Annotated in this window: 25 protein-coding genes; 19 read left to right on the forward strand and 6 right to left on the reverse strand. The window is 66.8% G+C overall.

The features are described 5' to 3' along the window. Positions 1-136: 136 nt before the first annotated feature. A complete protein-coding gene (locus tag Q0C42_RS13515) occupies positions 137-886 on the reverse strand; it encodes a sulfite exporter TauE/SafE family protein (protein ID WP_295076742.1) in 750 nt (249 codons plus the stop codon). Between the two features lie 167 nt (positions 887-1053). Here Q0C42_RS13515 and mdh point away from each other — a divergent pair, with 167 nt between their 5' ends. The 4 genes from mdh (at position 1054) to Q0C42_RS13535 (ending at position 4495) form a co-directional block, all read left to right on the forward strand. Then, on the forward strand, positions 1054-2016 hold the full coding sequence (gene mdh, locus Q0C42_RS13520) for a malate dehydrogenase (protein WP_295076744.1): 963 nt from the start codon (positions 1054-1056) through the stop codon (positions 2014-2016). 99 nt (positions 2017-2115) lie between these two features. Beyond that, complete coding sequence (locus Q0C42_RS13525; protein WP_295076747.1) at positions 2116-3324, forward strand: hypothetical protein; 1209 nt, start codon at positions 2116-2118, stop codon at positions 3322-3324. A gap of 341 nt (positions 3325-3665) precedes the next feature. Then, entirely contained in the window at positions 3666-3848 is a 183-nt protein-coding gene (locus tag Q0C42_RS13530; protein ID WP_295076750.1) for a hypothetical protein, read from the forward strand. Between the two features lie 110 nt (positions 3849-3958). After that, positions 3959-4495 (forward strand): class I SAM-dependent methyltransferase, encoded by a 537-nt coding sequence (locus Q0C42_RS13535; protein ID WP_295076753.1) that lies wholly within the window; start codon positions 3959-3961, stop codon positions 4493-4495. Between the two features lie 884 nt (positions 4496-5379). On the opposite strand, the gene Q0C42_RS21640 is transcribed toward Q0C42_RS13535, so the two are convergent. Further along, positions 5380-5541 carry a hypothetical protein gene (locus Q0C42_RS21640; protein WP_367115743.1) on the reverse strand — a complete coding sequence of 54 codons (162 nt, stop codon included), beginning with the start codon at positions 5539-5541 and terminating at the stop codon, positions 5380-5382. A gap of 333 nt (positions 5542-5874) precedes the next feature. After that, the gene (locus Q0C42_RS13545) at positions 5875-7200 is read right to left on the reverse strand and encodes an aminotransferase class III-fold pyridoxal phosphate-dependent enzyme (RefSeq protein ID WP_295076757.1); all 1326 of its coding nucleotides are present in this window, start codon (positions 7198-7200) and stop codon (positions 5875-5877) included. A gap of 272 nt (positions 7201-7472) precedes the next feature. On the opposite strand from Q0C42_RS13545, the gene sucC reads away from it, so the two are divergent. The 10 genes from sucC to Q0C42_RS13595 all read left to right on the forward strand — a co-directional run bounded on the left by sucC (position 7473) and on the right by Q0C42_RS13595 (position 17194). Further along, positions 7473-8666 carry an ADP-forming succinate--CoA ligase subunit beta gene (gene sucC, locus Q0C42_RS13550; RefSeq protein ID WP_295076760.1) on the forward strand — a complete coding sequence of 398 codons (1194 nt, stop codon included), beginning with the start codon at positions 7473-7475 and terminating at the stop codon, positions 8664-8666. Between the two features lie 5 nt (positions 8667-8671). Then, positions 8672-9175, forward strand: a complete 504-nt coding sequence (locus Q0C42_RS13555; protein WP_295076762.1) for a hypothetical protein — start codon at positions 8672-8674, stop codon at positions 9173-9175. Positions 9176-9198: 23 nt separating this feature from the next. Further along, on the forward strand, positions 9199-10227 hold the full coding sequence (locus Q0C42_RS13560; RefSeq protein WP_295076765.1) for a hypothetical protein: 1029 nt from the start codon (positions 9199-9201) through the stop codon (positions 10225-10227). A 17-nt stretch (positions 10228-10244) separates the two neighbouring features. Next, complete coding sequence (locus Q0C42_RS13565; protein ID WP_295076768.1) at positions 10245-10712, forward strand: hypothetical protein; 468 nt, start codon at positions 10245-10247, stop codon at positions 10710-10712. A 54-nt stretch (positions 10713-10766) separates the two neighbouring features. Continuing rightward, positions 10767-11651 carry a succinate--CoA ligase subunit alpha gene (gene sucD, locus Q0C42_RS13570; RefSeq protein WP_295076771.1) on the forward strand — a complete coding sequence of 295 codons (885 nt, stop codon included), beginning with the start codon at positions 10767-10769 and terminating at the stop codon, positions 11649-11651. A 69-nt stretch (positions 11652-11720) separates the two neighbouring features. Further along, complete coding sequence (locus Q0C42_RS13575) at positions 11721-14690, forward strand: 2-oxoglutarate dehydrogenase E1 component (protein WP_295076774.1); 2970 nt, start codon at positions 11721-11723, stop codon at positions 14688-14690. Between the two features lie 22 nt (positions 14691-14712). Then, on the forward strand, positions 14713-15963 hold the full coding sequence (gene odhB, locus Q0C42_RS13580; RefSeq protein WP_295076777.1) for a 2-oxoglutarate dehydrogenase complex dihydrolipoyllysine-residue succinyltransferase: 1251 nt from the start codon (positions 14713-14715) through the stop codon (positions 15961-15963). A gap of 69 nt (positions 15964-16032) precedes the next feature. Continuing rightward, positions 16033-16344 carry a hypothetical protein gene (locus Q0C42_RS13585; protein ID WP_295076779.1) on the forward strand — a complete coding sequence of 104 codons (312 nt, stop codon included), beginning with the start codon at positions 16033-16035 and terminating at the stop codon, positions 16342-16344. A gap of 158 nt (positions 16345-16502) precedes the next feature. Then, positions 16503-16844, forward strand: coding sequence for a hypothetical protein (locus Q0C42_RS13590; RefSeq protein WP_295076782.1), 342 nt, complete (start codon positions 16503-16505; stop codon positions 16842-16844). Beyond that, positions 16841-17194: a nuclear transport factor 2 family protein gene (locus tag Q0C42_RS13595; RefSeq protein WP_295076785.1), complete on the forward strand. Its 354-nt coding sequence runs from the start codon at positions 16841-16843 to the stop codon at positions 17192-17194. Before Q0C42_RS13590 ends, Q0C42_RS13595 begins: the two co-directional genes overlap by 4 nt. A gap of 5 nt (positions 17195-17199) precedes the next feature. Here Q0C42_RS13595 and Q0C42_RS13600 read toward each other — a convergent pair whose 3' ends face one another. Then, on the reverse strand, positions 17200-17751 hold the full coding sequence (locus Q0C42_RS13600) for an alpha/beta hydrolase (RefSeq protein ID WP_295076788.1): 552 nt from the start codon (positions 17749-17751) through the stop codon (positions 17200-17202). Between the two features lie 83 nt (positions 17752-17834). Here Q0C42_RS13600 and Q0C42_RS13605 point away from each other — a divergent pair, with 83 nt between their 5' ends. The 4 genes from Q0C42_RS13605 (at position 17835) to lpdA (ending at position 21061) form a co-directional block, all read left to right on the forward strand. Next, positions 17835-18266: a hypothetical protein gene (locus tag Q0C42_RS13605; protein WP_295076791.1), complete on the forward strand. Its 432-nt coding sequence runs from the start codon at positions 17835-17837 to the stop codon at positions 18264-18266. Next, entirely contained in the window at positions 18263-19198 is a 936-nt protein-coding gene (locus tag Q0C42_RS13610; protein WP_295076794.1) for a glycosyltransferase family 2 protein, read from the forward strand. The genes Q0C42_RS13605 and Q0C42_RS13610 overlap by 4 nt, the downstream gene beginning before the upstream one ends. After that, positions 19195-19590, forward strand: a complete 396-nt coding sequence (locus tag Q0C42_RS13615) for an MAPEG family protein (RefSeq protein ID WP_295076796.1) — start codon at positions 19195-19197, stop codon at positions 19588-19590. The genes Q0C42_RS13610 and Q0C42_RS13615 overlap by 4 nt, the downstream gene beginning before the upstream one ends. A gap of 82 nt (positions 19591-19672) precedes the next feature. After that, positions 19673-21061: a dihydrolipoyl dehydrogenase gene (lpdA, locus tag Q0C42_RS13620; protein WP_295076798.1), complete on the forward strand. Its 1389-nt coding sequence runs from the start codon at positions 19673-19675 to the stop codon at positions 21059-21061. Between the two features lie 79 nt (positions 21062-21140). On the opposite strand, the gene Q0C42_RS13625 is transcribed toward lpdA, so the two are convergent. Together Q0C42_RS13625 and hemC are read right to left on the reverse strand one after the other, a co-directional pair. Beyond that, complete coding sequence (locus Q0C42_RS13625; protein WP_295076800.1) at positions 21141-21872, reverse strand: serine/threonine protein phosphatase; 732 nt, start codon at positions 21870-21872, stop codon at positions 21141-21143. Positions 21873-21976: 104 nt separating this feature from the next. Continuing rightward, positions 21977-22915: a hydroxymethylbilane synthase gene (hemC, locus tag Q0C42_RS13630; RefSeq protein ID WP_295076803.1), complete on the reverse strand. Its 939-nt coding sequence runs from the start codon at positions 22913-22915 to the stop codon at positions 21977-21979. Positions 22916-23007: 92 nt separating this feature from the next. Between hemC and hemE the strand changes: the two genes are divergently transcribed. Next, a complete protein-coding gene (gene hemE, locus Q0C42_RS13635; RefSeq protein WP_295076806.1) occupies positions 23008-24036 on the forward strand; it encodes a uroporphyrinogen decarboxylase in 1029 nt (342 codons plus the stop codon). Positions 24037-24111 lie beyond the last annotated feature (75 nt).

The raw sequence follows: 24111 nt of genomic DNA on the forward strand, positions 1-24111 counted from the left end.
CTCCCTGAAGCGCATCCCCGGTTACGGGCGTCCCCTCCCCACCGGGAAACCGGGCCAGCCCAAGGGGCCCATCCCGACCCTTGCACACCGCCGCAGAAAGGTCTGCCCTCCAAGCCGCGAACCCGCAGGATCCGGGTCAGATCAGCCCCCGCGCCCCGTCCCAGATCAGCTTCAGCGAGATCAGCGCCAGCGCCCAGACCACCAGCCGGAAGAACAGCTTTTCCGGCATCAGATGCACCAGCCGCACGCCCGCAAAGACCGCGATCACCGCGGGCAAGGCCAGCACTGCCGCAACCTTCAGGTTCCCGGTATTCAACTGCCCCAGCGCATAATAGGGGATCAGCTTCACCGCATTGATGATCGCAAAGGCAATCGTCGTGGTCCCCGCGAACACCGCCTTCGTCATGCCCAGCGGCAGCGTATAGACCTGATAGGGCGGCGCGCCCGCATGGCTCACGAAACTCGTGAACCCCGCCACCCCGCCCCAGAACAGGCCCGGGGCGACCTCGGCCCGCTTCGGTTCCACCACCGCCGGCTTGCGCAAAAGGATGTTGGCCGCAAAGGCCAGCCCGATCACCCCGACCAGCAGAGTCACCGCCGCCTCCGGCACCACGCTCGCCGTGGCCCAACCGACCCCGATCCCGACGATCGCCCCCGGCACCACGATGGTCAGCACCCGCCCGTCCCAGGCATGGCGGTAGGCGTAAAGCCCGAAGATGTCCGACACCACGTAGACCGGCAGCAGAAGCCCCGCCGCCATCACCGGGTTGATCACCAGCGCCAGAACCGGCACCCCCAGCATGCCCACCACCGGAACGCCGCCCTTCGACATCCCGACCAGCGCCGCCGCCACCAAGGCCGCAATCCAGAATCCGATCTCTTCCATCGCGCCCTCCGCACCAGTTACCGCTAACCCCTTCTCCCCCGGCCCGAAAGCCGGAATTTTTCGCATACAATGGTATACCGTGGCCGCCCCAAGACTGGACAGACGCCCGATAAGCCGCTACGCCTCCCTCCGATTCATCCCCCCGGACCACTCCCAAGGAGGCACAGATGGCCAGACCCAAGATCGCCCTGATCGGCGCCGGTCAGATCGGCGGCACGCTTGCGCATCTTATCGCGCTGAAGGAACTGGGCGACGTCGTCCTGTTCGACATCGCCGAGGGCACGCCGCAAGGCAAGGCACTGGACCTGGCACAATCCGGCCCGGTCGAAGGCTTCGACGCCTCCCTCCGCGGCACCAACTCCTACGCCGACCTGGCCGGAGCCGACGTCTGCATCGTCACCGCCGGCGTGCCGCGGAAACCGGGGATGAGCCGGGACGACCTCCTCGGCATCAACCTCAAGGTGATGAAGTCGGTGGGCGAAGGCATCAAGGCCAACTGCCCGAACGCCTTCGTCATCTGCATCACTAACCCGCTGGACGCGATGGTCTGGGCGCTCCGCGAATTCTCGGGGCTGCCGCACAACAAGGTCATCGGCATGGCCGGTGTCCTCGACGCCGCCCGCTTCCGCCACTTCCTCTCGGTCGAGTTCAACGTCTCGATGAAGGACGTCACCGCCTTCGTCCTTGGCGGCCACGGCGACACGATGGTCCCCTCCGTCCGCTACTCCACCGTCGGCGGCATCCCCCTGCCGGACCTCGTTCAGATGGGCTGGACCACGCAAGAGAAACTCGACGCCATCGTCCAGCGCACCCGCGATGGCGGGGCCGAGATCGTGGGCCTCCTGAAGACCGGCTCCGCCTTCTACGCCCCCGCCGCCAGCGCCGTGGAAATGGCCGAAGCCTACATCAAGGACCAAAAGCGCCTTCTGCCCTGCGCCGCCCACGTCAAGGGCGCCTACGGCCTTGACGGCATGTATGTCGGCGTCCCGGTCATCATTGGCGCCGCTGGGGTCGAGCGTGTGGTCGAAGTGAAACTGGACGCGACCGAAAAGACCATGTTCGACAAGTCCGTCGACGCCGTGAAGGGCCTTGTCGCCGCCTGCAAGGGCATCGACCCGACGCTGGCCTAACACGCGCCCTCTGGTGCGACATACCTGACCTTGAATGCGCAGCCCCGGCTGCGCATTCTTCATTTCAGCCGCAGTAAATGCCCCAGTGAAAGGTTGCCCGTGAAAGCCGCCCTCGTCGCCCTTCTGGCCCTCGCATCCCCCGCCGCCGCCCAGACCCTGTCCGACGAGATCGGCGCGAACGGCATCGCCCCCACGCTTTCCCGGCTGAAAGCCCAGCCCGAACCCGCGCTCGAGGATATCTTTGCCATCGGGGGGCTTCACTTCCTCGGCGCCGTCGAACGCGCGCTGCAGCTGCAATGGCGTACTGGGGCGGATCAGGTCACCGGCAACGCGGGCGACACGCTGGGTCTGCCGTTCCTGCGCCTGCCCGTGCCGCCCAACCCCGCACCCGAACCCTTCAACGGCGCGCTTGTCACCCAGTTTTTCACCGACATCGACGGCGACATGGCCGCCGCCCGCGCCGCCCTTGCCACCCTGCCTGAAGGTGAGGACTTCGGTCTCCAGCTTACCTTTGCCGACCTCTGGTTCGACGTGAACCTGAACGGCGCCCGCGAGCCAGACGAGGACGCGCTTGCCATCCTCGGCCCTCAGCTTCTGGGCTGGCAGTGGCAGGACCGCGACCCTGCCACCCCGCCGCTGACCATTCGCTTCGACGCTGCTGATGCCGCCTGGCTGACCGCCTACACCCATGTCATGTCCGGCATGGCGAACATCGTCCTCGCCTATGACCCCGCCGCCAGCATCGACCGCGTCATCGCGTCCCGCATCGCGCTGAAGGTGGCGCCGCCCTCGACCGACGCCTTCAACTTCGACGCCTCCTTCGGCCAGTTCCTTGACGCCTTCGCCATGCTGGAAGGTGCCGTGAACCAGCAACCGGACGCCGCCCGCGCCAAGGCCGCGAAAGAGCATTTCCTGGCGATGATCGCCGAAAACCGCCGCTTCTGGGCCCTCATCGCCGCCGAGACGGACAACGACCGCGAATGGGTCCCGAACGACACCCAGACCTCGGCGCTTGGCCTCGTCCTGCCCCCCGGCACCGGCAACACCTGGCTTGGCGTCCTGGCCGATGGCGAGGCGCTCCTCCAGGGCCGCCTCCTCATCCCCTATTGGCGCGGCCCCGAAGGCCAGGGCATCAACCTCGGCCGCATGTTCGACGACCCCGCTCCGATCTCGATCACCGGCTGGCTCCAGGGCTGGGCCGCCGTCCCCTACCTGGACCAGGGCCCGACCGTGACCCCCACCAGCCTGCGCCAGTTCGAAGGCCTGATGGGCGGCAATGCCGGATTGATGATGGTCTTCCTGAACTGACCCGGAAATCGCGGCGGGCCAGACCCGCAACTCTTTCACATTTGCCCAAATATCCCCGCCGGAGGCACGCCCGAGCCTGTCGCGCCCTTCGCGCGACAGGCGAGACAAGGTCTTGCGCCGCAAGGCGCTCCTTTGAAAAACCGCCCGAACCCCCGCGAACTGCGGTCCAATCCAGGTCGCGGCACGCAATTAAAGCGTTAACATCTCCCTAACACCGACGCCCAACCCCTTGATTTTACTCACCCGGCAATGCGCCCCACACGTGGCGCCCACGCCCCCCCTTGCCCCCCGCCCACAAATCCGGCATCCCCAAGTCCCACACATCCCCCGGAGGGACCTCCATGGACTACTCGAAATCCGGCAACCCCAAGGGCACCCGCCACACCCTGCGCGGCCCAGACCACAGCCAGAAGGGCGGACCGAAGTCGGTCACCCCCCCGCGCGAGACGAAGGAACAGCTTCTCGCCCGCATGAAAGCCGCCGCCGCCGAGAAGAAAGCCGCCAAGTCGGACGACAAGGCCTGACCAGGCTTTCTTCCCCCTACCTCGCCCCCGGCTTCTATGACGAGGCGATCGCGAAAGGCCGCCACCGCGACATTGTCGGCGGCCGCTGGGACGAGACCGCCCGCGTCCAGATGGCCGCCCTGACGGCCGCAGGCATGACCCCCGAGGATCACCTCCTCGACATCGGCTGCGGCTCGCTCCGCCTCGGCCACAAGGCCGTCCCCTTCCTTCGCCCCGGCCATTACTGGGGCACCGACGCCTCCCTCGCCCTGATGCGGCACGGCAGGCTCACCGAACTCCCCGACCCCGAGGTCCTCCACGAAGACCACCTGATCGAGGACGCGGACTTCGCCTTCCCCGGCGTCCCCGACAGCATCACCCTCGCCATCGCCTTCGGCGTCTTCACCCACCTCCCCCACGCCGACCTGCAAACCGCCCTCACAAACCTCCGCCGCTTTCCCAACCTCCGCAGCGTCCTCTTCACCGTCTTCCTTTCCGACGCCCCCACCTCAACCCGCCAGCCCGACGGCGTCGTCACCCACCCCGACCGCCCGCCCTACCACGTCCCCGAAGCCCGGGTCGCCCGGGCCATCGGCAACGCAGGCTTCACCCCGACCAGACACCCGACCCTCCTCCCCCGTGGCCAGGTCCTCTGGACCGCCACATAAGGGCTTCCCCACCTTGCGCGACCCAGTTCCCGCCGCCACACTCGCCTGAACCAACCGGAGGCCCCATGCGCACTCTCGCCATAGCCCTGCTCCTCGCGACACCCCTTTCCGCCGAAACCATCTCCGAGGAAATCGCCCGCACCGGCCTCGCCCCGACCGAAGCGCGCCTCGCCGCCCTCCCTACCCCCACCAACGAGGACCTCTTCGCCCTCGCAGGCCTCCACTTCCTCGGCGGCGTCGAACAGGCCCTGCAACTGCGCTGGCAGACCGGAGTGAAAGCCGACTGGTCCGAGCTTCCGATCCTCCGTCTCCCGATCCCGGAAAACCCCGATGCCATCCCCTTCCAGGCCGCCGATTTCACCGCCCTGATCCGCAACCTCGACGCCGACATGGACGCCTCCCGCGCGGCCCTGACCCAGCTTGGCGACAAGCCCTTCGCCCTGCCGATCCGGATCGCCGACCTCTGGTTCGACATCAATGCCAACGGCACCCGCGAAGCCGGGGAAAGCTTGGCCGAGGTCACCGGCATGGCCCTCGGCGGCGGGCGCGGCAACGGCGTCGCGGTCGAGGATCCCACCATCACCTTCGACACCGCCGACGCCGCCTGGCTGGCCGCCTACACCCACTTCCTCTCGGGCTTCGCCTCCACCGCGCTTGCCTACGACCCCGAACCCGCCATCCAGCGTGTCATCGACTCGTCGAAGGCCATCTATGCGCTCTGGGGCGACACGCCGCCCAAGAACGCGATGGACATGATGTTCGGCCGCCAGGTCGACCGCGCCGCGATGGCCCTGCACGCGCTCTCGACCACTCCCGACAAGGCGCTGGCGCAAGACGCCCACGGCCATTTCCTCGGCATGATCGAAGAGAACCGCCGCTTTTGGTCACTCGTGGCGCTGGAAACCGACAACACCGGCGAATGGGTCCCGAACGACGCCCAGGTTTCCGGCCTTGGTCTCACCATGCTCCCCGGCACCGGCGAACGCTGGCAGGCTGTCCTGGCCGACGCCGAGAAGCTCCTGAAGGGCGAAGTCCTGATCCCGCACTGGCGCTTCGGGGCCGAGGCGGGGATCAACCTGAATAAGGCCTTCGAAAATCCGCCCGCCATCGACCTCGTCACCTTCATCCAGGGCGAAGGCCTCCTACCCTACGCCGAGAAGGGCCCGCAGATGTCGATGCAGTCCTGGCGCGACTTCGAGGATTTCGTCCAGGGCGACGCGATGCTGTTCGCCGTCTTCCTGAACTAAGCCATTCATCTGTCCCCAAATATCCCCTGCGGAGCACGCCGAGCCTCTCGTGCGTCCTTCACGCACGAGGGGCGAGACAAAAGGCCTTCGCGCCTGCCAAGGCGCTCAATCTGATAACCGCCCCGACCGGGCTCAGCGCAAACCGTCCAGAACCGTCTCCAGCGTCGCCACCAGCTTGTCGGCGATCTCGTCCAGCTCGGCATCCGTCGCGTTGAACGGCGGCGCCAGGATCACCGTATCCCCCGCCGACCCGTCGACGTGCCCGCCCGAGGGATAGCAGATCAGCCCCCGCCGCAAACCTTCCGCCCGGATGCGCCCGTTCACCCCCAGGCTCGCATCGAACGGCACCTTCGTCTCCGGGTCCGCCACCAGCTCGACCCCGATGAAATACCCGCGCCCGCGAACCTCTCCGACCCCCGGAAGATGCTCCATCCGCGCCCGCAGGTCCGACCGCCAGCGCGGTCCCTTGTCCCGGATGCGGGCCAGCAACCCCTCTTCCGCGACGATCTTCTGCACCGCCACCCCGGCCGCCAGGCAAGCCGTGTGCCCGGTATAGGTATGCCCCGTCAGCGGCCCGCCATGCCCCACCGCCATGACGTCCGCGATCTCTTGTGTGTAGATCGCAGCCCCCAGCGGCAGGTAGCCGCCCGACAGCGACTTCGCCACGGTGATGATGTCCGCCGTGATCCCGTCCTCCTCGGACGCGCGCCAGACCCCGGTGCGTCCCGATCCGCACATCACCTCGTCGCAGATCACCAGCACCCCATGCCGCCGACAGACCTCGGCCACCGCGCGCCCATACCCCTCCGGCGCAGGCAAAGCCCCGCCCGCCGCGCCCACCACCGGCTCGAAGATGAACCCGGCCACCGTCTCGGGCCCCAACCGGACAATCTCCGCCTCCAGCTCGGCCGCCAGATGCGCGACCAGCCCTTCCGCCGTCACCCCCTCGGGAAGACGATAGGTATTTGCCGCACTCACCCGGCCCACGTCCGGCAAGGCCCCCGCAAATGCCCGCTGCCGGTCCTCGAACCCCGACAACGCCGTCGCCATCAGCGTGTTGCCATGCCACGACCGCTGCCGCGCGATGAACTTCACCCGCGCCGGATCACCCCGGTCAAAGTGATACTGCAGCGCGATCTTCACCGCGCTTTCCACCGCCTCGGACCCGCTGCTGGTATAGACCATGTCCGCCAGCCCCGTGGCCCGGCACAGGATCTCGCTCATCTCCTCCAGCGGGTCGGACGAGAAGAGATACCGGTAGCCATAGGCCACCCGTTCCATCTGCTTGGCCACCGCCTCGTTGACCCGGGGATCGCCGTGCCCGACGGAGAACACCGCCGGCCCGCCCGACCCGTCGATGTATTGCCGCCCCTCCACGTCCCACAGGTAGACGCCCCGCCCGTGGCTGATCTTCGGCAGGCGGTCTTGCGTGATGTCATTGGCGCTTGGGCGTGGCATGCTGGGCTCCTTGTCAGACCACAGGCTTCGCAAGCGCTCCGATCCTTGTCAATGTCGCCACCACTACGGTGATTCGCACGTGCTACTTGCGTTACCGCCACCATGTGATCACGCTTTTCCAAACTGTGATCACACTTTTCACGCCTGTGATCACATCTTCCATTTTCCCGGCATTTCCTCCGCATTACAGGCATTTGCTGTTTGGAACACGCGCGAACCCGTGCCAGAACCCCCCAGACCACTTCCCGGCCGTCAAATCCAAGAGGCGCCCCATGAACATTCACGAATACCAGGCGAAGGCGCTTCTGCGCAGCTACGGCATCCCGGTTTCGGACGGCCGTGTCGTCCTGAAGGCCGAAGACGCCAAGACCGCCGCCGGAGAGCTTGACGGACCGCTCTGGGTGGTCAAATCCCAGATCCACGCCGGGGGCCGCGGCAAGGGTCACTTCAAGGAACCCGAAGCTGGCGAAAAGGGCGGCGTCCGCCTTGCCCGCAGCGTCGGTGAAGCCGCCGAATTCGCCCGCCAGATGCTGGGCCGCACCCTTGTCACCATCCAGACGGGTGCTGCAGGCAAGCAGGTCAACCGCATCTACATCGAAGACGGCTCCGACATCGACCGCGAGTTCTACCTCGCCCTCCTGATCGACCGGCAGACCAGCCGCATCTCGATCGTCGCTTCGACCGAAGGCGGCATGTCGATCGAGGATGTCGCCCACGACACGCCGGAGAAGATCCACACCTTCACCATCGACCCAGCCACCGGCCTGCAGGACTTCCACGGCCGCCGCGTCGCATTCGCTCTGGGACTGACCGGCGCGCACGTGAAATCCTGCGTTGGGATCGTCAAGAAGCTGTACCAGATGTTCGTCGAAAAAGACATGGACATGCTGGAGATCAACCCCTTCTGCGTCCTGAAAGACGGCACCCTGCGGCTTCTGGATGCCAAGATGGCTTTCGACGGCAACGCGATGTACCGCCACGCCGACATTGCCGCCCTGCGGGACGAGACCGAGGAAGACCCGAAGGAACTCGCCGCCTCCAAATTCGACCTGAACTACATCGCGCTGGATGGCGAGATCGGCTGCATGGTCAACGGCGCGGGCCTTGCGATGGCCACGATGGATATCATCAAGCTCTACGGGGCAGAGCCCGCCAACTTCCTCGACGTCGGCGGTGGCGCCACGAAGGAGAAGGTCACCGAGGCCTTCAAGATCATCACCTCCGACCCGCAGGTGAAGGGCATCCTTGTCAACATCTTCGGCGGCATCATGCGCTGCGACATCATCGCCGAAGGCGTGATCGCGGCGGTGAAGGAAGTCGGCCTCAAGGTTCCGCTGGTCGTCCGTCTGGAGGGCACCAACGTGGAACTCGGCAAGGACATCATCCGAAAGTCCGGTCTGAACGTGATCGCAGCCGATGACCTGAAGGATGGCGCCGAGAAGATCGTGAAGGCCGTGAAGGGATGATCCGGATGCCGAAGACCCTCGTCCTCGCCAGCGCTGCGGCCCTGCTGCTCACCGCCTGCCAGACGACTGCGCCAACGGCCACCACCTCGACCAGCGCGGCGGCCCCGGCGGCCAGCGCGAACACGACCCAATCCGCCGTCGCCGCATTCATCGCGGCTTGCGTCAAGACTGCAGACAACCCCGACGCGGCGGGTCCCACGCTGGAATCGCTAGGCTTCCGCAAGACCGGCGGCAGCGGGTCGGGCGGCAGCTACTCCTCGTCCTTCGCCAGCGCGGTGATTTCAGTCGACACCCGCAGCGGTCGCGCCGGGCAATGCGTGGTCACGCCAAAATCGGCGACCTTCGCCGAGGTGGTCGCGCAGTTGAACGCACAGCTTCCCGCTTCGGGCGTGCAGGCCATGAAACTTGGCGGTGAAGAAGCCTGGATCCTTGGCAGCGGAGCCGTCGCCCTCGTCTCCCGCTCGAAGGGCGCCATGACCCGCACCCAGCCCGGCGTGTTCCGCGGCTAGACCCCAACCCAGGTGGAACCCAGATGGACTTCCTGACCTTCGAGGATCGCGAACAGGACCTGCCGGCGCTGATGCTGCTGGCCGTCAGCCTGCAGCGCACCTGTCCGGGGTCGCGCCTCCATCTGCCCGCCCGCGACCTTGGCGCGAAAGCCTTGGACTGGATGGGCCGCCAGCCCAACGTCGTCCTCCACCGCGACCTCTGGGCCGAGGATACGTTCTGGAACATCAAGCCCTACCTGCTGGAACAGATGCTCGCCCGTGGCATCCCCCGCATCACCTGGCTTGACGCCGACCTGATGCTGACCGCCGATCCCTCCGGCTACTTCGACGCCCTGCAGGACGACACGATCCTTGTCGCGCAGGAAGGCTTCCGCAGCCGCAACTCCGGGACCGGGGGCCGGACACTTTCCATCGGCCGCACCATCGCGCGCGAGCTGGGCTACACCGTCAACTCCTGCGTCGTCAGCGTCACCGCCCGCCACCAGCCGCTTCTGGACCGCTGGAAATCCTTCCTGCGCTCCGACCTCTATCAGACCGCCGACAAGCGCTTCATCGTCGGCGATCAGGATGTGCTGGGCGGTCTCCTCGGCTCGGACGAGTTCGGCCAGGTCCCGGTCGCCGCACTGAAGACGGGCCGCGACATCGCCCATGACATGCTGCCCGGCGATTTCGGGGCGTTCCAGCGGATCGCGACCCTCAGCCACGGCGAGCCGCGCTTTGTCCACGCCCAGGGCCGCAAGACCTGGCGCTATGCCACCGGCTCGGCGGACGCCACCGCGTTGCAAAGCCAGCTCAGCCTCCACCGGCACTGGGCCAAGACCCACCGCGCCGACCTGCCTTCGGATCAGACCGCCTGGATCACCCAGGACGGCCCGCTTTCCCGCACCATGCTCCGGGTGTTCCCGAACAGCCCCTCCTTGCGCGGCCTGCCCATCGGGCTGATCGGCAGCGCCCTCAACCTCGCCTACATCCTGCGCAACCTCATGCGGCGGAACCCGACCTTCCGGGTCGGCCAGTCCCCTGACGGCAACTCGCCCGCCACCCCCACCTGAAGTCCCAAGGAATACCGATGCTCACCCGCCTTGCCCTCGCGCTTCTCCTGGCCACGCCCGCCGCAGCCCAGGATGCCGACCCCAGAAACCAGCTGGTCGAGGGCTACATGGCCTGCATGTCCGGCGGCGGGGATGCGGACCTGACCGGCGAGATGCTTGATGCCGTGTTCTGGACACGTGAGGACGACAGCGAGATGGGCCTTGTCACCTTCTTGCCCGGCGCGGGCGACAGCACCGTGGTCTACATGGCCGACGACGGCAGCTTCTGCCACGTCGAAAGCCTGACCGTCGACAGCGCGACCGCGTCCGAGATCCTTGCCGCCAGCCTTGGCGGGGACGAGGGCGCGCCCTTCGACTACTCCAAGGACGACATGGGCTGCACCCGGCTGGATTTCGAGACCGGCGTGCAAGCGACAATCACCTCGGGCGGCAACGACCCGACCTGCGGCTCGGACACCGACTCGGGCGTCCGCTTCACCTTCTGATACCCTCCGGCCCGCTTCGGGCCTGCGACAAGCTGGATACAAGGAACGTTAAGAATGTCCGTCCTCGTCAACAAAGCGACCAAAGTGATCTGCCAGGGCTTCACCGGCAGCCAGGGCACCTTCCACTCCGAACAGGCCATCGCCTACGGCACGCAGATGGTCGGCGGCGTGACGCCCGGCAAGGGCGGGACCGAACACCTCGGCCTCCCGGTCTTCGACAGCGTCCACGACGCGGTTGCGAAAACCGGCGCCAATGCGACCGCGATCTACGTGCCCCCGCCCTTCGCCGCGGACTCGATCCTGGAGGCGATCGACGCCGAGATCCCGCTGATCGTCTGCATCACCGAAGGCATCCCGGTCCTTGACATGATGAAGGTCAAGCGCGCCCTCATCAACTCGCGCTCGCGCCTGATCGGCCCGAACTGCCCCGGCGTCCTGACCCCCGGCGAATGCAAGATCGGGATCATGCCGGGCAGCATCTTCTCCAAGGGCTCGGTCGGGGTTGTGTCACGCTCCGGCACCCTGACCTATGAGGCCGTGAAGCAGACCACCGACGTCGGCCTCGGCCAATCCACCGCAGTGGGCATCGGCGGCGACCCGATCAAGGGGACCGAGCACATCGACGTGCTCGAGATGTTCCTCGCCGATCCCGAGACGCATTCGATCATCATGATCGGCGAGATCGGCGGCGCGGCGGAAGAAGAAGCCGCCCAATTCCTCGCCGATGAAAAGAAGAAGGGCCGCTGGAAGCCCACCGCCGGCTTCATCGCCGGCCGCACCGCCCCCCCCGGCCGCCGCATGGGCCACGCCGGAGCCATCGTGGCCGGTGGCAAAGGCGACGCGGAATCGAAGATCCAGGCCATGCTCAGCGCCGGGATCGTCGTGGCGGATAGCCCGGCAGGGTTGGGTGAGGCCGTGCTGAAGGCGATTAAAGGCTAATTGGATCAGGGCGAGGGACGCCTCGCCTTTTCTCCTCGGCGGTGACCCCGCCCCACAAGGAACCGCGCGATGACCGACCAATCCCCCACCGCCGCCTTCACTGCCTCGTCCTTTCTTGACGGGGCCAATGCCGATTACGTCGACCAGCTGGCCGCCCGCCACGCCGCCGACCCGGCCAGCGTTGATCCGCAATGGGCGGAGTTCTTCAAGGCCCTCGGCGACAGCGAGCTTGACACGAAGCGCGCCGCGCAAGGCCCCAGCTGGGCCCGCGCCGACTGGCCGCCGCAGCCGGTGGATGACCTCACCGCCGCGCTCACCGGCGAATGGGCTGCCCCGCTCCCGGCGAAAGAAGCCAAAGCGGCGGGCCAGAAGATCGCTGCCAAGGCCGCCGAACAGGGCGTCCAGTTGACCGAGGAACAGATCCAGCGCGCCGTCCTCGACAGCATCCGCGCGATCATGATCATCCGCGCCTACCGGATCCGCGGCCACCTTGCCGCCGACCTCGACCCGCTTGGGATGACCGAACGCGGCAACCAGCCGGAGCTTGACCCGAAATCCTACGGCTTCACCGAAGCCGACATGGACCGGCCGATCTTCATCGACAACGTCCTTGGCCTGACCCACGCCTCGATGCGGGAAATCATCGACATCGTGAAGCGCACCTACTGCGGCACCTTCGCGCTGCAGTACATGCACATCTCCGACCCCGAACAGGCGGGCTGGCTGAAGGAACGGATCGAAGGCTACGGCAAGGAAATCCAGTTCACCCGCGAAGGCCGCAAGGCCATCCTGAACAAGCTGGTCGAGGCGGAGGGCTATGAAAAGTTCCTCCACGTCAAATACATGGGCACCAAGCGTTTCGGCCTTGATGGCGGCGAAGCCCTGATCCCGGCGATGGAGCAGATCATCAAGCGCGGCGGCGCTTTGGGGGTCAAGGACGTGATCATCGGCATGCCGCACCGCGGCCGCCTTTCCGTCCTCGCCAACGTGATGATGAAGCCCTACCGCGCGATCTTCCACGAATTCCAGGGCGGCTCCTACAAGCCCGAGGATGTGGATGGCTCGGGCGACGTGAAGTATCACCTTGGGGCCTCCAGTGACCGTGAGTTTGACGGCAACAAGGTCCACCTTTCCCTCACCGCCAATCCCAGCCACCTTGAGGCGGTGAACCCCGTCGTCCTTGGCAAGGTCCGCGCCAAGCAAGACCAGCTGAACGACACCACCGACCGCATCGCCGCCCTGCCGATCCTGCTGCACGGCGACGCCGCATTCGCCGGTCAGGGCGTCGTGGCCGAATGCCTGCAACTGTCGGGCATCAAGGGCCACCGCACCGGCGGCTGCATCCACATCATCGTCAACAACCAGATCGGCTTTACCACCGCCCCGGCCTTCAGCCGGACCTCGCCCTACCCGACCGACATTGCCTTGATGGTCGAAGCTCCGATCTTCCACGTCAACGGCGACGACCCCGAAGCCGTGGTCCATGCTGCCCGTGTGGCGACCGAGTTCCGCCAGAAGTTCCACAAGGACGTGGTCATCGACATCTTCTGCTACCGCCGCTTCGGTCACAACGAAGGCGACGAGCCGATGTTCACCAACCCGGCGATGTACGCCCGCATCAAGCGCCAGAAGACCACGCTGCAGCTTTACACCGAACGGCTGGTCGCGGACGGCCTGATCCCCGAAGGCGAGATCGAGGACATGAAGGCCGCCTTCCAGTCGCGCCTGAACGAAGAGTTCGAGGCTGGAAAAGCATTCCTCCCGAACAAGGCCGACTGGCTGGACGGCCGCTGGAAGAACCTGGCGACCAAGGACCTCAACAACTATCAGCGCGGCGAGACCTGGATCAAACCCGAGACCATGGCCGAAGTCGGCGCTGCCCTGACCCGCGTGCCGGACGGCTTTGACATGCACAAGACCGTCACCCGTCAGCTGGACGCCAAGAAGGAAATGTTCGCCAAGGGCGAAGGTTTCGACTGGGCCACCGCCGAAGCGCTGGCCTTCGGCTCGCTCCAGACCGAAGGCTTCGCCGTCCGTCTGTCGGGCCAGGATTGCACCCGTGGCACCTTCAGCCAACGACATTCCGGCTGGGTCGACCAGACGACCGAAGAACGCCACTACCCCTTGAACCACATCCGCCCCGGCCAGGCGCGGTATGAGGTGATCGACTCGATGCTGTCGGAATACGCGGTCCTTGGCTTCGAATACGGCTATTCGCTTTCGGAACCGAACGCCCTGACGCTGTGGGAAGCGCAGTTCGGCGACTTCGCCAACGGCGCGCAGATCATGATCGACCAGTTCATCAACTCGGGCGAGTCGAAATGGCTGCGGATGTCGGGCCTGGTGATGCTGCTGCCCCACGGCTACGAAGGCCAGGGCCCGGAACACTCCTCCGCCCGTCTGGAACGCTTCCTGCAACTCAGCGCGGAAGACAACTGGATCGTCGCCAACTGCACGACCCCGGCGAACTACTTCCACATCCTGCGCCGCCAGCTACACCGGACCTACCGCAAACCCTTGATCCTGATGACGCCGAAGTCGCTTCTGCGGCATCCGATGGCGATCTCCCGCGCGGAAGACTTCACCGACGGCTCCACGTTCCACCGCGTCCTCTGGGATGACGCGCAGAAGGGCAACTCCACTGCAAAGCTGCAGGCCGACGACCAGATCAAGCGTGTCGTCCTGTGTTCGGGCAAGGTCTACTACGACCTTCTGGCCGAACGCGACGCGCAGGGGATCGAGGATACCTACCTCCTCCGCGTCGAACAGCTGTACCCGGTGCCGACGATTTCCCTCACCCAGGAACTCAGCCGCTTCCCCAAGGCCGATTTCGTCTGGTGCCAGGAAGAACCCAAGAACCAGGGTGCCTGGTCCTTCATCGAGCCCGAAATCGAGGCCGTCCTGACCAAGATCAGGGCCAAGCCCACCCGGATGTCCTATGCGGGCCGCAAGGCCAGCGCCTCGCCCGCCACGGGCCTCGCCTCGCGCCACAAATACGAACAGCAGCAACTCGTCGCCCAGGCCCTGGGCCTGAACTGACCTCGAAGACCGGAGACTGACAATGACTGACGTGATGGTTCCCGCCCTTGGCGAATCCGTGTCCGAGGCCACCGTATCCACCTGGTTCAAGAAACCCGGCGACGCGGTGAAGCAGGACGAAATGCTTTGCGAACTTGAGACCGACAAGGTCTCGGTCGAGGTCCCTTCACCGGTGACGGGCGTCCTGGCCGAGATCATCGCCCCCGAAGGCACGACCGTGGCCGCCAACGCCCGCCTGGCCATCGTGACCGAAGGTGCCGCCGCCCCCAAGGTGGCCGAGCAAAAACCGGTGACGGAAGACCCGAAGATCGAAGCCGCCGCCGCCATCGGCTCCCCCTGCGCGGGACATGAGGAGATGACCCCCCGCGCCGACGTCGAGAACGCGCCTTCCGCCAAGAAGGCGATGGCCGAGGCCGGTCTTTCCGCCGACGCCGTCAAGGGCACCGGCCGCGACGGTCGGGTAATGAAGGAAGACGTCGCCAAAGCGGTCGCCACCCCGGCCCCCGCTGCCGCCCCCGCCCCCGCGCCCGCTCCGGCCACGGTCCCCCGCGCGCCCGTCCCCGCCGACGATGCCGCGCGCGAGGAACGGGTCAAGATGACCCGCCTCCGCGCCACCATCGCCCGTCGCCTGAAGGATGCCCAGAACACCGCCGCGATGCTGACGACCTATAACGAGGTCGACATGTCCGGCATCATGTCCTTGCGCAACGAATACAAGGACGCCTTCGAGAAGAAGCACGGCGTCAAGCTCGGCTTCATGTCCTTCTTCGTGAAGGCCTGCACCCACGCCCTGAAGGAAGTCCCCGAGGTCAACGCCGAGATCGATGGCCAGGACGTGGTCTACAAGAACTACGTCCACATGGGCGTCGCCGTCGGCACCCCCTCGGGCCTCGTCGTCCCGGTGGTGAGGGACGCCGACCAGATGGGCTTCGCCGCCATCGAGAAAAAGATCGCCGAACTGGGCCTCCGCGCCCGCGACGGCAAGCTGTCGATGGCCGAGATGCAGGGCGGCTCCTTCACCATCTCCAACGGCGGCGTCTATGGCTCCTTGATGTCGTCGCCCATCCTCAACCCCCCGCAGTCCGGCATCCTCGGCATGCACAAAATCCAGGACCGCCCCGTCGTGGTGAACGGCCAGATCGTCATCCGCCCGATGATGTACCTCGCGCTCAGCTACGACCACCGCATCGTCGACGGCAAAGGCGCGGTGACGTTCCTGGTGCGGGTGAAAGAAGCGCTGGAGGACCCGCGTCGGCTGCTGATGGATTTGTGAGGGGAGTCGGGATGAGCCCGACCTACGGTGATGCTTAGGGCGGGGCGTGCCCCGCCTAAGTGAGGAAACATGATCGACGAAGGTTCGTCATCAGGCAAAGACAACGCCGAGTACCGTCTTGCGGCGCATGACGACGCTCCGAAAAAAGCTGGCCCGAGAAAACTCAGCTCGAGAAGTCAGTACCTCCTTGCAGCTTCCTTTGGTGCTCCGACTTCGCTCTTTTGTTATGGGATAGCAAAGCTGATCGAGAACGATCCAGCTGACCCACAATACTACAAAGTGACCAAGTTCTATGTAATGGCTGGGATAGGTGTAGCCTTGACGGTGTTTGCACTTTGGAAGGCGTGGAAATCACCAAGTCGACCGGAACCTCCCACGTAGGGTGCGCTACAGCGCACCATCCGCCGGTGCGCTGTAGCGCACCCTACGCCAACCACAACCGTCCACATCCACCCCGGACCCCCATGCCCCACCCCGCCCCCACCGCCGCGACAAGCGCCCCACCTGCCCCCTTTTGGGGAGGATCGGGACGCTTCCCATTGGCCACCCTTGCCGCGCGGATCATGCTTGGGGTCTTCCTCTTCTTCATCCTCCTGACCGCCGTCCCATGGTTCTTCACCCGTGGACCAGAGGTCGCTTTCGGCGTTGTCATCTCGGCCATTCCCAACTTTCTGGTCCTCGCGGCCTTCGCTTTTCTCCTGCCAAGAGGAAACCTGATACTTGCGGCCGTCTTTGCCGTCTGGTGCCTGTGGGGCCTGATCGACTCTTTCTCCGGTGGTCCGAACCTGTTCGCGGCAATGATCGGATACGCCCACGGAGTCCTGAACTTTGTCGGCATTGCCGGCGTCGTCAAAGGCTGGCCGGGAAAAGTTAACCCATGACCCACACCCTGGCCGCCCTCGAACACACCCTCTGGGTCACGGAAACCCGCCACGACCGCGCTCTGATGGACGCCACCTTCGCCCCCGACTTCCACGAATTCGGCCGCTCCGGGCGTCGATACACGCGCGATGACCTCCTCCCGAACGGAGAGACGCAGGCCATCGACGCCACCCTCCACACCCTTACCGTCACCCAGGTCAGCCCCACAATCGCCCTCGTCACCTACCGCTCCGAACTCCGCCGCCCCTCCGGCACCGAATGGGCCAACCGAGCCTCCCTCTGGGACCGCACCTCAGGCCGCTGGCACCTCCGCTTCCATCAGGGCACCCCCTGCGAGGGCCCCGCATGACCCGCCTATCCACCCGTCAAGGCCAGGATGTCCGCCGCCACGGCGGCAAGGTCCGCGCCCAGCTGGTGGTCGCCGTCCGGCACCAGATGCAACACCGCCTGCGGCACCGCGCTCGCATAAAGCCGGGCGTGGTCGACCTCTACCACCGCGTCCGCCTCGCCGTGCCAGAGACTGACCGGCATCCCCTCGGGCAAGGCAAACTCCTCGCGCACCTGCATCTCCTCCAGCGTCCAGCCTCCGGGCCCGACGAAAGGTGCGCCGATCAGCACCAGCGCCCCCGGCCGGAAGTCCGGCGGATGCTCGGCCAGCGTGTGGATCAGCACCGTGCCGCCCGCCGAATGGCCAACCAGAACGTCGCCATCGCGCATCCCCGCCAGTTCCAGCCGCAGCACCGGACTCCAGCGCCGATACTCCGGATTGGCCTCGCCCGGCATCTTCGGATAGCGCAGCCGGAAACCCGGCCCGACCGCACTCTCCAGACTGGCGGCCAGCGTCGCGTCCCAGGCATCGTGCACGCCCTCGCCCGCGCCCTGCACGAACAGGATGGTCTTCGTCATCGCTGCACCTCCGATCCCAGGGCCAACGCCCGTCCCGCGCGCCCGTTCCCCTACCCCGACTTGGCTCTCGGCAGAGGTGCTGCATGACCCGCGCCACCCGGTCCGCCCTTACTCTGGCCACCCTCACTCTGGCCGCCCTCCTTGCCACCCCCCTGTCGGCCCAGGTCGTCCCCACCGGGTCGCCCGCCGCCGACATCCTGCTCTCGCAAGCCATCGCCGAGCATCGCGTCTTTCTCACCTGCTCCGCCCTTGACCCCGAAACCCACGCCCGCATCCTTGCCGGTTGGCAGGCCGACATCGCCTCGGCCACGGCGATCCTTGCCGCGCACAACATGCCCGGCGAGACCGTCGCCGCCTTCACGACCACCGCCGACCCCCAAGTCCTGATGCCCGGCGATGACACCCCCTGGGCCGAGGTTCAGGCGCTTTGCGCCACGCGACCCGATTGGCGTCAGGCCTATGACAGCCGCGACCGGCTCATCCTTGACCCGAAACTGGCGGAGGTCCTGAAATGACCCCCGTCGCGCTGATGTCCTGCATGCGGAACGAAGGCATCCACGTCCTGGAATGGCTGGCCTATCACCGCGTCATCGGCTTTGGCCAGGTTGTCATCTGCTCCAACGACTGCGACGACGGTTCGGATCGCCTGCTCGACCTTCTGGCCGACCACGGGCAGATCGACCACCTCCCGAACCCCGTCCCGACGGGTGAGCCGCCGCAGAAGCACGGGATCGCGCGCGCCCTTGCGCATCTTGCCGCCAGCCCTGCCGACTGGCTTGCCCATCTGGACAGCGACGAGTTCCTGAACATCGCCCCCGGCGCGGGTCCCGTCCAGGACCTTGTCAGACGGGCCGGGGACGCCCACGCCATCGCGCTGCCCTGGCGCCTGTTCGGCGACAGCGGCCACCAGACCTGGCCCGGCGAAACCCTCCGCGCCTTCACCGCCTGCGAGCGCGCGCCCGACCCGGCCACCGTCAAGTTCAAGTCGCTCTTCCGCCACCGCGCCTTCGCCTCGGCCTCCGACCACATGCCCACCGCGCCCCGCGTGGAAACCCCGCTCGCCGTCAACACCGGGGGCGAACCCCTGTCCTCGGCCCCTCTCTTCGGCAAGCCCGTCGCCCGCTACCAGCCCATCGACACAGCCCTGCGCGGCGGCGCCGTGGTGAACCACTACGCCATCCGCTCGACCGACAGCTTCCGACTGAAACAGGCGCGCGGCCGCGGCATGGGTCCGGCCTGGGAAAAGTATTTGCCCGGCTCCACCTGGCACCGCCGCGCCAACCGGAACGAGGCCCAGGACCGCACGATCCTCCGCCGCTGGCCCGAGGTCGAAGCCGAACTCGCCCGCCTCCGCGCCCTCCCCGGCGTGGCCAAGGCGGAAGCCACCTGCCACGACTGGTTCCTCGAAACCCGCGACAGCCTTCGCCCCGCAAGGACCACCGCATGACCCCCGAGCTGACCGCCCTCGCCCTCGCCGGCCTCCTCCAGACCGTGCAGTACATCGCCTTCGCGATCCCCGCGAACGTCGAGCTTGGCACCGGCTACACTTCCAGCCCCCGCGACCGCCCGCCGTCCCGGCAGCTTTCCACCCTGACGGGCCGCCTGCAACGCGCGATGAACAACCACTTCGAGGGGCTGATCCTCTTCACCCTCGCCGTCGTCGTGGTGACCCTCGGCGACCAGTCCACCACCACCACGCAATACGCCGCCTGGACCTACCTCGCGGCCCGCATCCTCTACATCCCCGCCTATGCCCTCGGCTGGCGCCCTTGGCGCTCGGCGATCTGGGCGGTAGGCTTCTTCGCAACCCTGACGATGATCGTGGCCGCCCTGATCTGACCCTTTCATCTTTGACCAAATATCCCACGGGGGTCCGGGGGTGTGAAACCCCCGGCTCCGCCGCCCGACCAAAGGAACCAACATGGCAGATTTCGACACCATTATCATCGGCGCCGGCCCCGGCGGTTACGTCGCCGCGATCCGCGCCGCCCAACTGGGCCAGAAGGTCGCCTGCGTCGAGGGGCGCGAGACCCTCGGCGGCACCTGCCTCAACGTCGGCTGCATCCCCTCGAAGGCGATGCTCCACGCCACCCACATGCTGCACGAGACGCATGAGAACTTCGAAAAGATGGGCCTGATGGGCGCACATCCCACGGTCGACTGGGCCAAGATGCAGGCCTACAAGGACGACGTGGTGAACGGCAACACCAAGGGGATCGAGTTCCTGTTCAAGAAGAACAAGGTCACCTGGATCAAGGGCTGGGCAACCATCCCCGCGCCCGGCCAGGTCAAAGTCGGCGACGAGGTCCACTCGGCCCGGAACATCGTCATCGCCACCGGGTCCGAGGCTTCCAGCCTCCCCGGCGTCGAAGTGGACGAGAAAACCGTCGTCACCTCCACCGGCGCCCTGACCCTCCAATCCGTACCGAAGTCGATGGTCGTCATCGGTGCAGGCGTGATCGGGCTGGAGATGGGCAGCGTCTACGCCCGCCTCGGCACGGAAGTCACCGTGGTCGAATACCTCGACGCCATCACCCCCGGCATGGACGCCGAGGTCGCCAAGACCTTCCAGCGCATCCTGACCAAGCAGGGCCTGAAGTTCGTCCTCGGCGCGGCCGTCCAGTCGGTCGCCAAGACCGCCGGCGGAGCCACCGTCTCCTACAAGCTGAAGAAGAACGACAGCGAAGCCTCGCTGGAAGCCGAGATCGTCCTCGTCGCCACCGGCCGCAAACCCTACACCGCCGGGCTCGGCCTTGAAGCCCTCGGCGTCGAGATGGGCCCCCGCGGCACCATCAAGACCGACGCCCACTGGCAGACCAACATCCCCGGCCTCTACGCCATCGGCGACGCCATCGCCGGCCCGATGCTCGCCCACAAGGCCGAGGATGAAGGCATGGCCGTGGCCGAGGTCCTCTCGGGCAAGCATGGCCATGTGAACTACGGCGTGATCCCCGGCGTGATCTACACCACGCCCGAGGTCGCCAACGTCGGCCTGACCGAGGAACAGCTGAAAGCCGAAGGCCGAGCCTACAAGGTCGGCAAGTTCCCCTTCATGGGCAACGCCCGCGCCAAGGCCGTCTTCCAGGCCGAGGGCTTCGTCAAGCTGATCGCCGACGCCACCACCGACCGCATCCTTGGATGTCACATCATCGGCCCCGCCGCAGGCGACCTGATCCACGAGGTCTGCGTCGCGATGGAATTCGGCGCTTCGGCCCAGGACCTGGCGCTGACCTGCCACGCCCACCCGACCTGGTCCGAGGCGGTCCGCGAAGCCGCCCTCGCCTGCGGCGACGGCGCGATCCACGCCTGACCACCCGCTCGTCGATGACGTCGTCACTCCTCGCTGGCAACCCAACGAGGAGAAGACGAAGTCGCACGACGAGCCGCCCCTACCCCCGCAACCGCGCCAGCGTCAGCCCTACCGCCTGCAGCTCCCGGCTTCCCGGTCGCAGCAACGATAACCCCGCCGCCAACCAGCCCAGCGGCCGCAGCCACCCTGCCAGCCGCCGGACCGAGGCCATGGCTCCCTCGGGTGCCGACACCGCATAGGCACCCAGCGCCGCCTCCAGCCAGCGCGGCTCATCCGGCCACAGCGTGAACGCCGTCTGCGCGAACATCACCACATCCGCCGCCTGCCAGAACCCGGCGCGCTTTGCCCGCCGGAACCGCTCCAGGTCGATGAACCGCGCCGCGCGACCATCCCAGCACACATCCCGAACGGCGGGTCGGCCATGCGCCATCCCCGCCCAGTGGAGCCGCCCCAATGCCCGACCGGCCTCGGCAAAGGCGCGCAGCTTTTCAGCCTCACCCCAAGTTGGGTCCGCCACCACTTCGGGCAAAATCGGTCCCGCGTCGGCCATCAGGACCCAGTCCACCCCCTCGGCGGCAATCCCCGCCACCGGCAGGCCCGCTGCTGCCAGCGCGTGCAACCCCTCCCGCTCTGCCGCAAAGGCCCGGCCCGGGTCGCCCTTCTGCAGCCGCAGCCGTCCCGTCAGCCGCTCCACCCGCTTCAGCCAGAACCGCTGCCCATCCGCAAGCTCCACCCGCCGCACCCTTTGGGGCGGCTCGGCCAGCGCTTTGCGCAAGGCATCGTCCAGCTGGGGATCAAGAGGCTTGGGCATGGGAGGGCTCTACCGGAGAACGGGCCGACTTGCACGACTGCAGCAAATCCGCTCGCAGCCCATCGGCAGGCCGACCTGCACTTTTCCGACTTCGGACGTCACGATCAGTCGAAGAACCCCGGCCCCGCGCGCCCAAGCAGTTCCTCTGCCAGCACCCGCCCGATCTCCACGCCCTCGCCGACCGGCCCCCGCCGCTCCCCGGCCACCGAGGCCGAGCCATCCGGCCGCAGGATTTCCCCCCGCAGCCACAACTCCGTCCCGTTGATCACCGACAAACCGGCGATGGGCGTCTCGCAGGACCCGTCCAGCGTCGCGAGGAACGACCGCTCCGCCGCCAGTCGCAACCCGGTCTCGCCGTGGTGGATCGCCGCCAGCAGCGCCGCCACGCGGGTATCCGCCAACCGCCGCTCGATCCCGATCGCGCCCTGCGCGACCGCCGGCAGCATCTCCTCCGGCGCGATTGCCCCCCGGGCCACCTCCGCCATCCCCAGCCGCGTCAGCCCCGCCATGGCCAGGAACGTCGCATCCGCCACCCGCTCCTCCAGCTTGCGCATCCGGGTCTGCACGTTCCCCCGGAACTCGACCAGCTTCAGGTCCGGCCGCCGCAGCGCCAGTTGCGCCCGCCGCCGCAAGGACGACGAGCCGACCGTCGCCCCTTGCGGCAAGTCCGCAATCGACCCGTAATGCGGCGAGACGAACGCGTCCCGCACATCCGCGCGCTGCAGATAGCAGTCCAGCACCAGCCCCTCGGGCTGCAAGGTCGGCATGTCCTTCATCGAATGGACCGCGATGTCGATCCCGCCGTCCAGCAAAGCCTCCTCGATCTCGCGAGTGAAAAGACCTTTCCCCCCGATCTCGCGCAAAGCCTTGTCCTGGATCTGGTCGCCGGTGACCTTGATCACCACGATCTCGAAGGCCGCTTCGGGCAGGCCAAACGCCTCCATCAGCCTGGCCCTGGTCTCATGCGCCTGCCACAGGGCCAGAGGCGAACCACGGGTGCCGATCTTCAGCGGGCGGGCGGGGGTGGGCAGATCATCGCTCATGGCGCTAGGCTTACCCGTGTCACGCGCGCCTGACAACTCTTGACAACAACGCCCCCACAGCCGACCCATGACGCGAAGCAAAGAGGCTAGACATGACCAAATTGATCCTGCGCGCGCTCAAGGGCGAGGTGCTGCCCACCCCCCCGATCTGGATGATGCGCCAGGCTGGCCGCTACCTGCCCGAGTACCGCGAAACCCGCGCCAAGGCCGGTGATTTCCTCTCGCTCTGCTACAACCCCGAGCTTGCGGCCGAGGTCACCCTGCAACCGATCCGCCGCTACGGCTTTGACGCGGCCATCCTGTTCGCCGACATCCTGCTCCTGCCCCAGGCGCTTGGCCCGAAGCTCTGGTTCGAGACCGGCGAAGGCCCGCGGATGGAGACGACGGATACCCCGGGTCAGGTCGCCAACCTGAAGCCGACCGAGGCGATCCACGACACGCTGAACCCGGTCTACGAGACCATCCGCATTCTCGTCCGCGAACTTCCCGCGGAAACCACGCTCATCGGCTTTGCCGGTGCCCCCTGGACCGTCGCCACCTACATGATCGCCGGCAAGGGCTCCAAGGACCAGGCCGCCGCCCATGTCCTGAAAACCCAGGACCGTCCCACCTTCCAGGCGCTGATCGACAAGATCACCGAGGCGACCATCGAATACCTATCGGCGCAGATCGACGCCGGGGTCGAGGTGGTGAAGCTCTTCGACAGCTGGGCCGGAAGCCTGAAAGGCCAGGACTTCCGCGACTTTGCGGAAGCGCCGGCGCAGCAGATCATCTCGGCCCTGAAAGCCCGCCATCCCGGCATCCCGATCATCGCCTTCCCGCGGGAAGCCGCCCAGGGCTACATCGGCTTTGCCCATCGCACCGGGGCCGATTGCGTCGCCATCGACAATTCGGTCAGCCCGGAATGGGCCGCCGCCAATGTCCAGATCGACGGCTGCGTGCAAGGCAACCTCGCGCCCGAGCACATGGTGACCGGCGGCCAGGCGCTGATCGCCGCGACCCAGCACGTCGTCCGCGCCTTCTCCAAGGGGCCCCACATCTTCAACCTCGGCCACGGCATCACGCCCGAAGCGCACCCCGACAACGTGCAGCTGATGATCGACACGATCCGCGGGACCTGACCGCCGTCCCCGATGCCATGATCGTGGGGTGGGCAGCATTGCCCACCCTACCCCTCCGCCCCGTTCCCAGCGTCG

It is taken from the genome of Tabrizicola sp. (assembly GCF_022842145.1).
Classification (GTDB): Bacteria; Pseudomonadota; Alphaproteobacteria; order Rhodobacterales; family Rhodobacteraceae; genus Tabrizicola.

Excerpts from the sequence above, each read along its gene's own strand:
- Q0C42_RS13555 (WP_295076762.1), top strand. The coding sequence starts at position 8,672 with ATGCCGAAGACCCTCGTCCTCGCCAGCGCTGCGGCCCTGCTGCTCACC.
- Q0C42_RS13545 (WP_295076757.1), bottom strand. The coding sequence starts at position 7,200 with ATGCCACGCCCAAGCGCCAATGACATCACGCAAGACCGCCTGCCGAAG.
- Q0C42_RS13515 (WP_295076742.1), bottom strand. The coding sequence starts at position 886 with ATGGAAGAGATCGGATTCTGGATTGCGGCCTTGGTGGCGGCGGCGCTG.
- sucC (WP_295076760.1), top strand. The coding sequence starts at position 7,473 with ATGAACATTCACGAATACCAGGCGAAGGCGCTTCTGCGCAGCTACGGC.
- Q0C42_RS13575 (WP_295076774.1), top strand. The coding sequence starts at position 11,721 with ATGACCGACCAATCCCCCACCGCCGCCTTCACTGCCTCGTCCTTTCTT.
- odhB (WP_295076777.1), top strand. The coding sequence starts at position 14,713 with ATGACTGACGTGATGGTTCCCGCCCTTGGCGAATCCGTGTCCGAGGCC.
- Q0C42_RS13615 (WP_295076796.1), top strand. The coding sequence starts at position 19,195 with ATGACCCCCGAGCTGACCGCCCTCGCCCTCGCCGGCCTCCTCCAGACC.
- Q0C42_RS13560 (WP_295076765.1), top strand. The coding sequence starts at position 9,199 with ATGGACTTCCTGACCTTCGAGGATCGCGAACAGGACCTGCCGGCGCTG.
- Q0C42_RS13530 (WP_295076750.1), top strand. The coding sequence starts at position 3,666 with ATGGACTACTCGAAATCCGGCAACCCCAAGGGCACCCGCCACACCCTG.
- Q0C42_RS13625 (WP_295076800.1), bottom strand. The coding sequence starts at position 21,872 with ATGCCCAAGCCTCTTGATCCCCAGCTGGACGATGCCTTGCGCAAAGCG.
- Q0C42_RS13565 (WP_295076768.1), top strand. The coding sequence starts at position 10,245 with ATGCTCACCCGCCTTGCCCTCGCGCTTCTCCTGGCCACGCCCGCCGCA.
- Q0C42_RS13605 (WP_295076791.1), top strand. The coding sequence starts at position 17,835 with ATGACCCGCGCCACCCGGTCCGCCCTTACTCTGGCCACCCTCACTCTG.
- Q0C42_RS13610 (WP_295076794.1), top strand. The coding sequence starts at position 18,263 with ATGACCCCCGTCGCGCTGATGTCCTGCATGCGGAACGAAGGCATCCAC.
- Q0C42_RS13585 (WP_295076779.1), top strand. The coding sequence starts at position 16,033 with ATGATCGACGAAGGTTCGTCATCAGGCAAAGACAACGCCGAGTACCGT.
- sucD (WP_295076771.1), top strand. The coding sequence starts at position 10,767 with ATGTCCGTCCTCGTCAACAAAGCGACCAAAGTGATCTGCCAGGGCTTC.
- Q0C42_RS13535 (WP_295076753.1), top strand. The coding sequence starts at position 3,959 with ATGGCCGCCCTGACGGCCGCAGGCATGACCCCCGAGGATCACCTCCTC.
- mdh (WP_295076744.1), top strand. The coding sequence starts at position 1,054 with ATGGCCAGACCCAAGATCGCCCTGATCGGCGCCGGTCAGATCGGCGGC.
- lpdA (WP_295076798.1), top strand. The coding sequence starts at position 19,673 with ATGGCAGATTTCGACACCATTATCATCGGCGCCGGCCCCGGCGGTTAC.
- Q0C42_RS13600 (WP_295076788.1), bottom strand. The coding sequence starts at position 17,751 with ATGACGAAGACCATCCTGTTCGTGCAGGGCGCGGGCGAGGGCGTGCAC.
- hemC (WP_295076803.1), bottom strand. The coding sequence starts at position 22,915 with ATGAGCGATGATCTGCCCACCCCCGCCCGCCCGCTGAAGATCGGCACC.
- hemE (WP_295076806.1), top strand. The coding sequence starts at position 23,008 with ATGACCAAATTGATCCTGCGCGCGCTCAAGGGCGAGGTGCTGCCCACC.
- Q0C42_RS13595 (WP_295076785.1), top strand. The coding sequence starts at position 16,841 with ATGACCCACACCCTGGCCGCCCTCGAACACACCCTCTGGGTCACGGAA.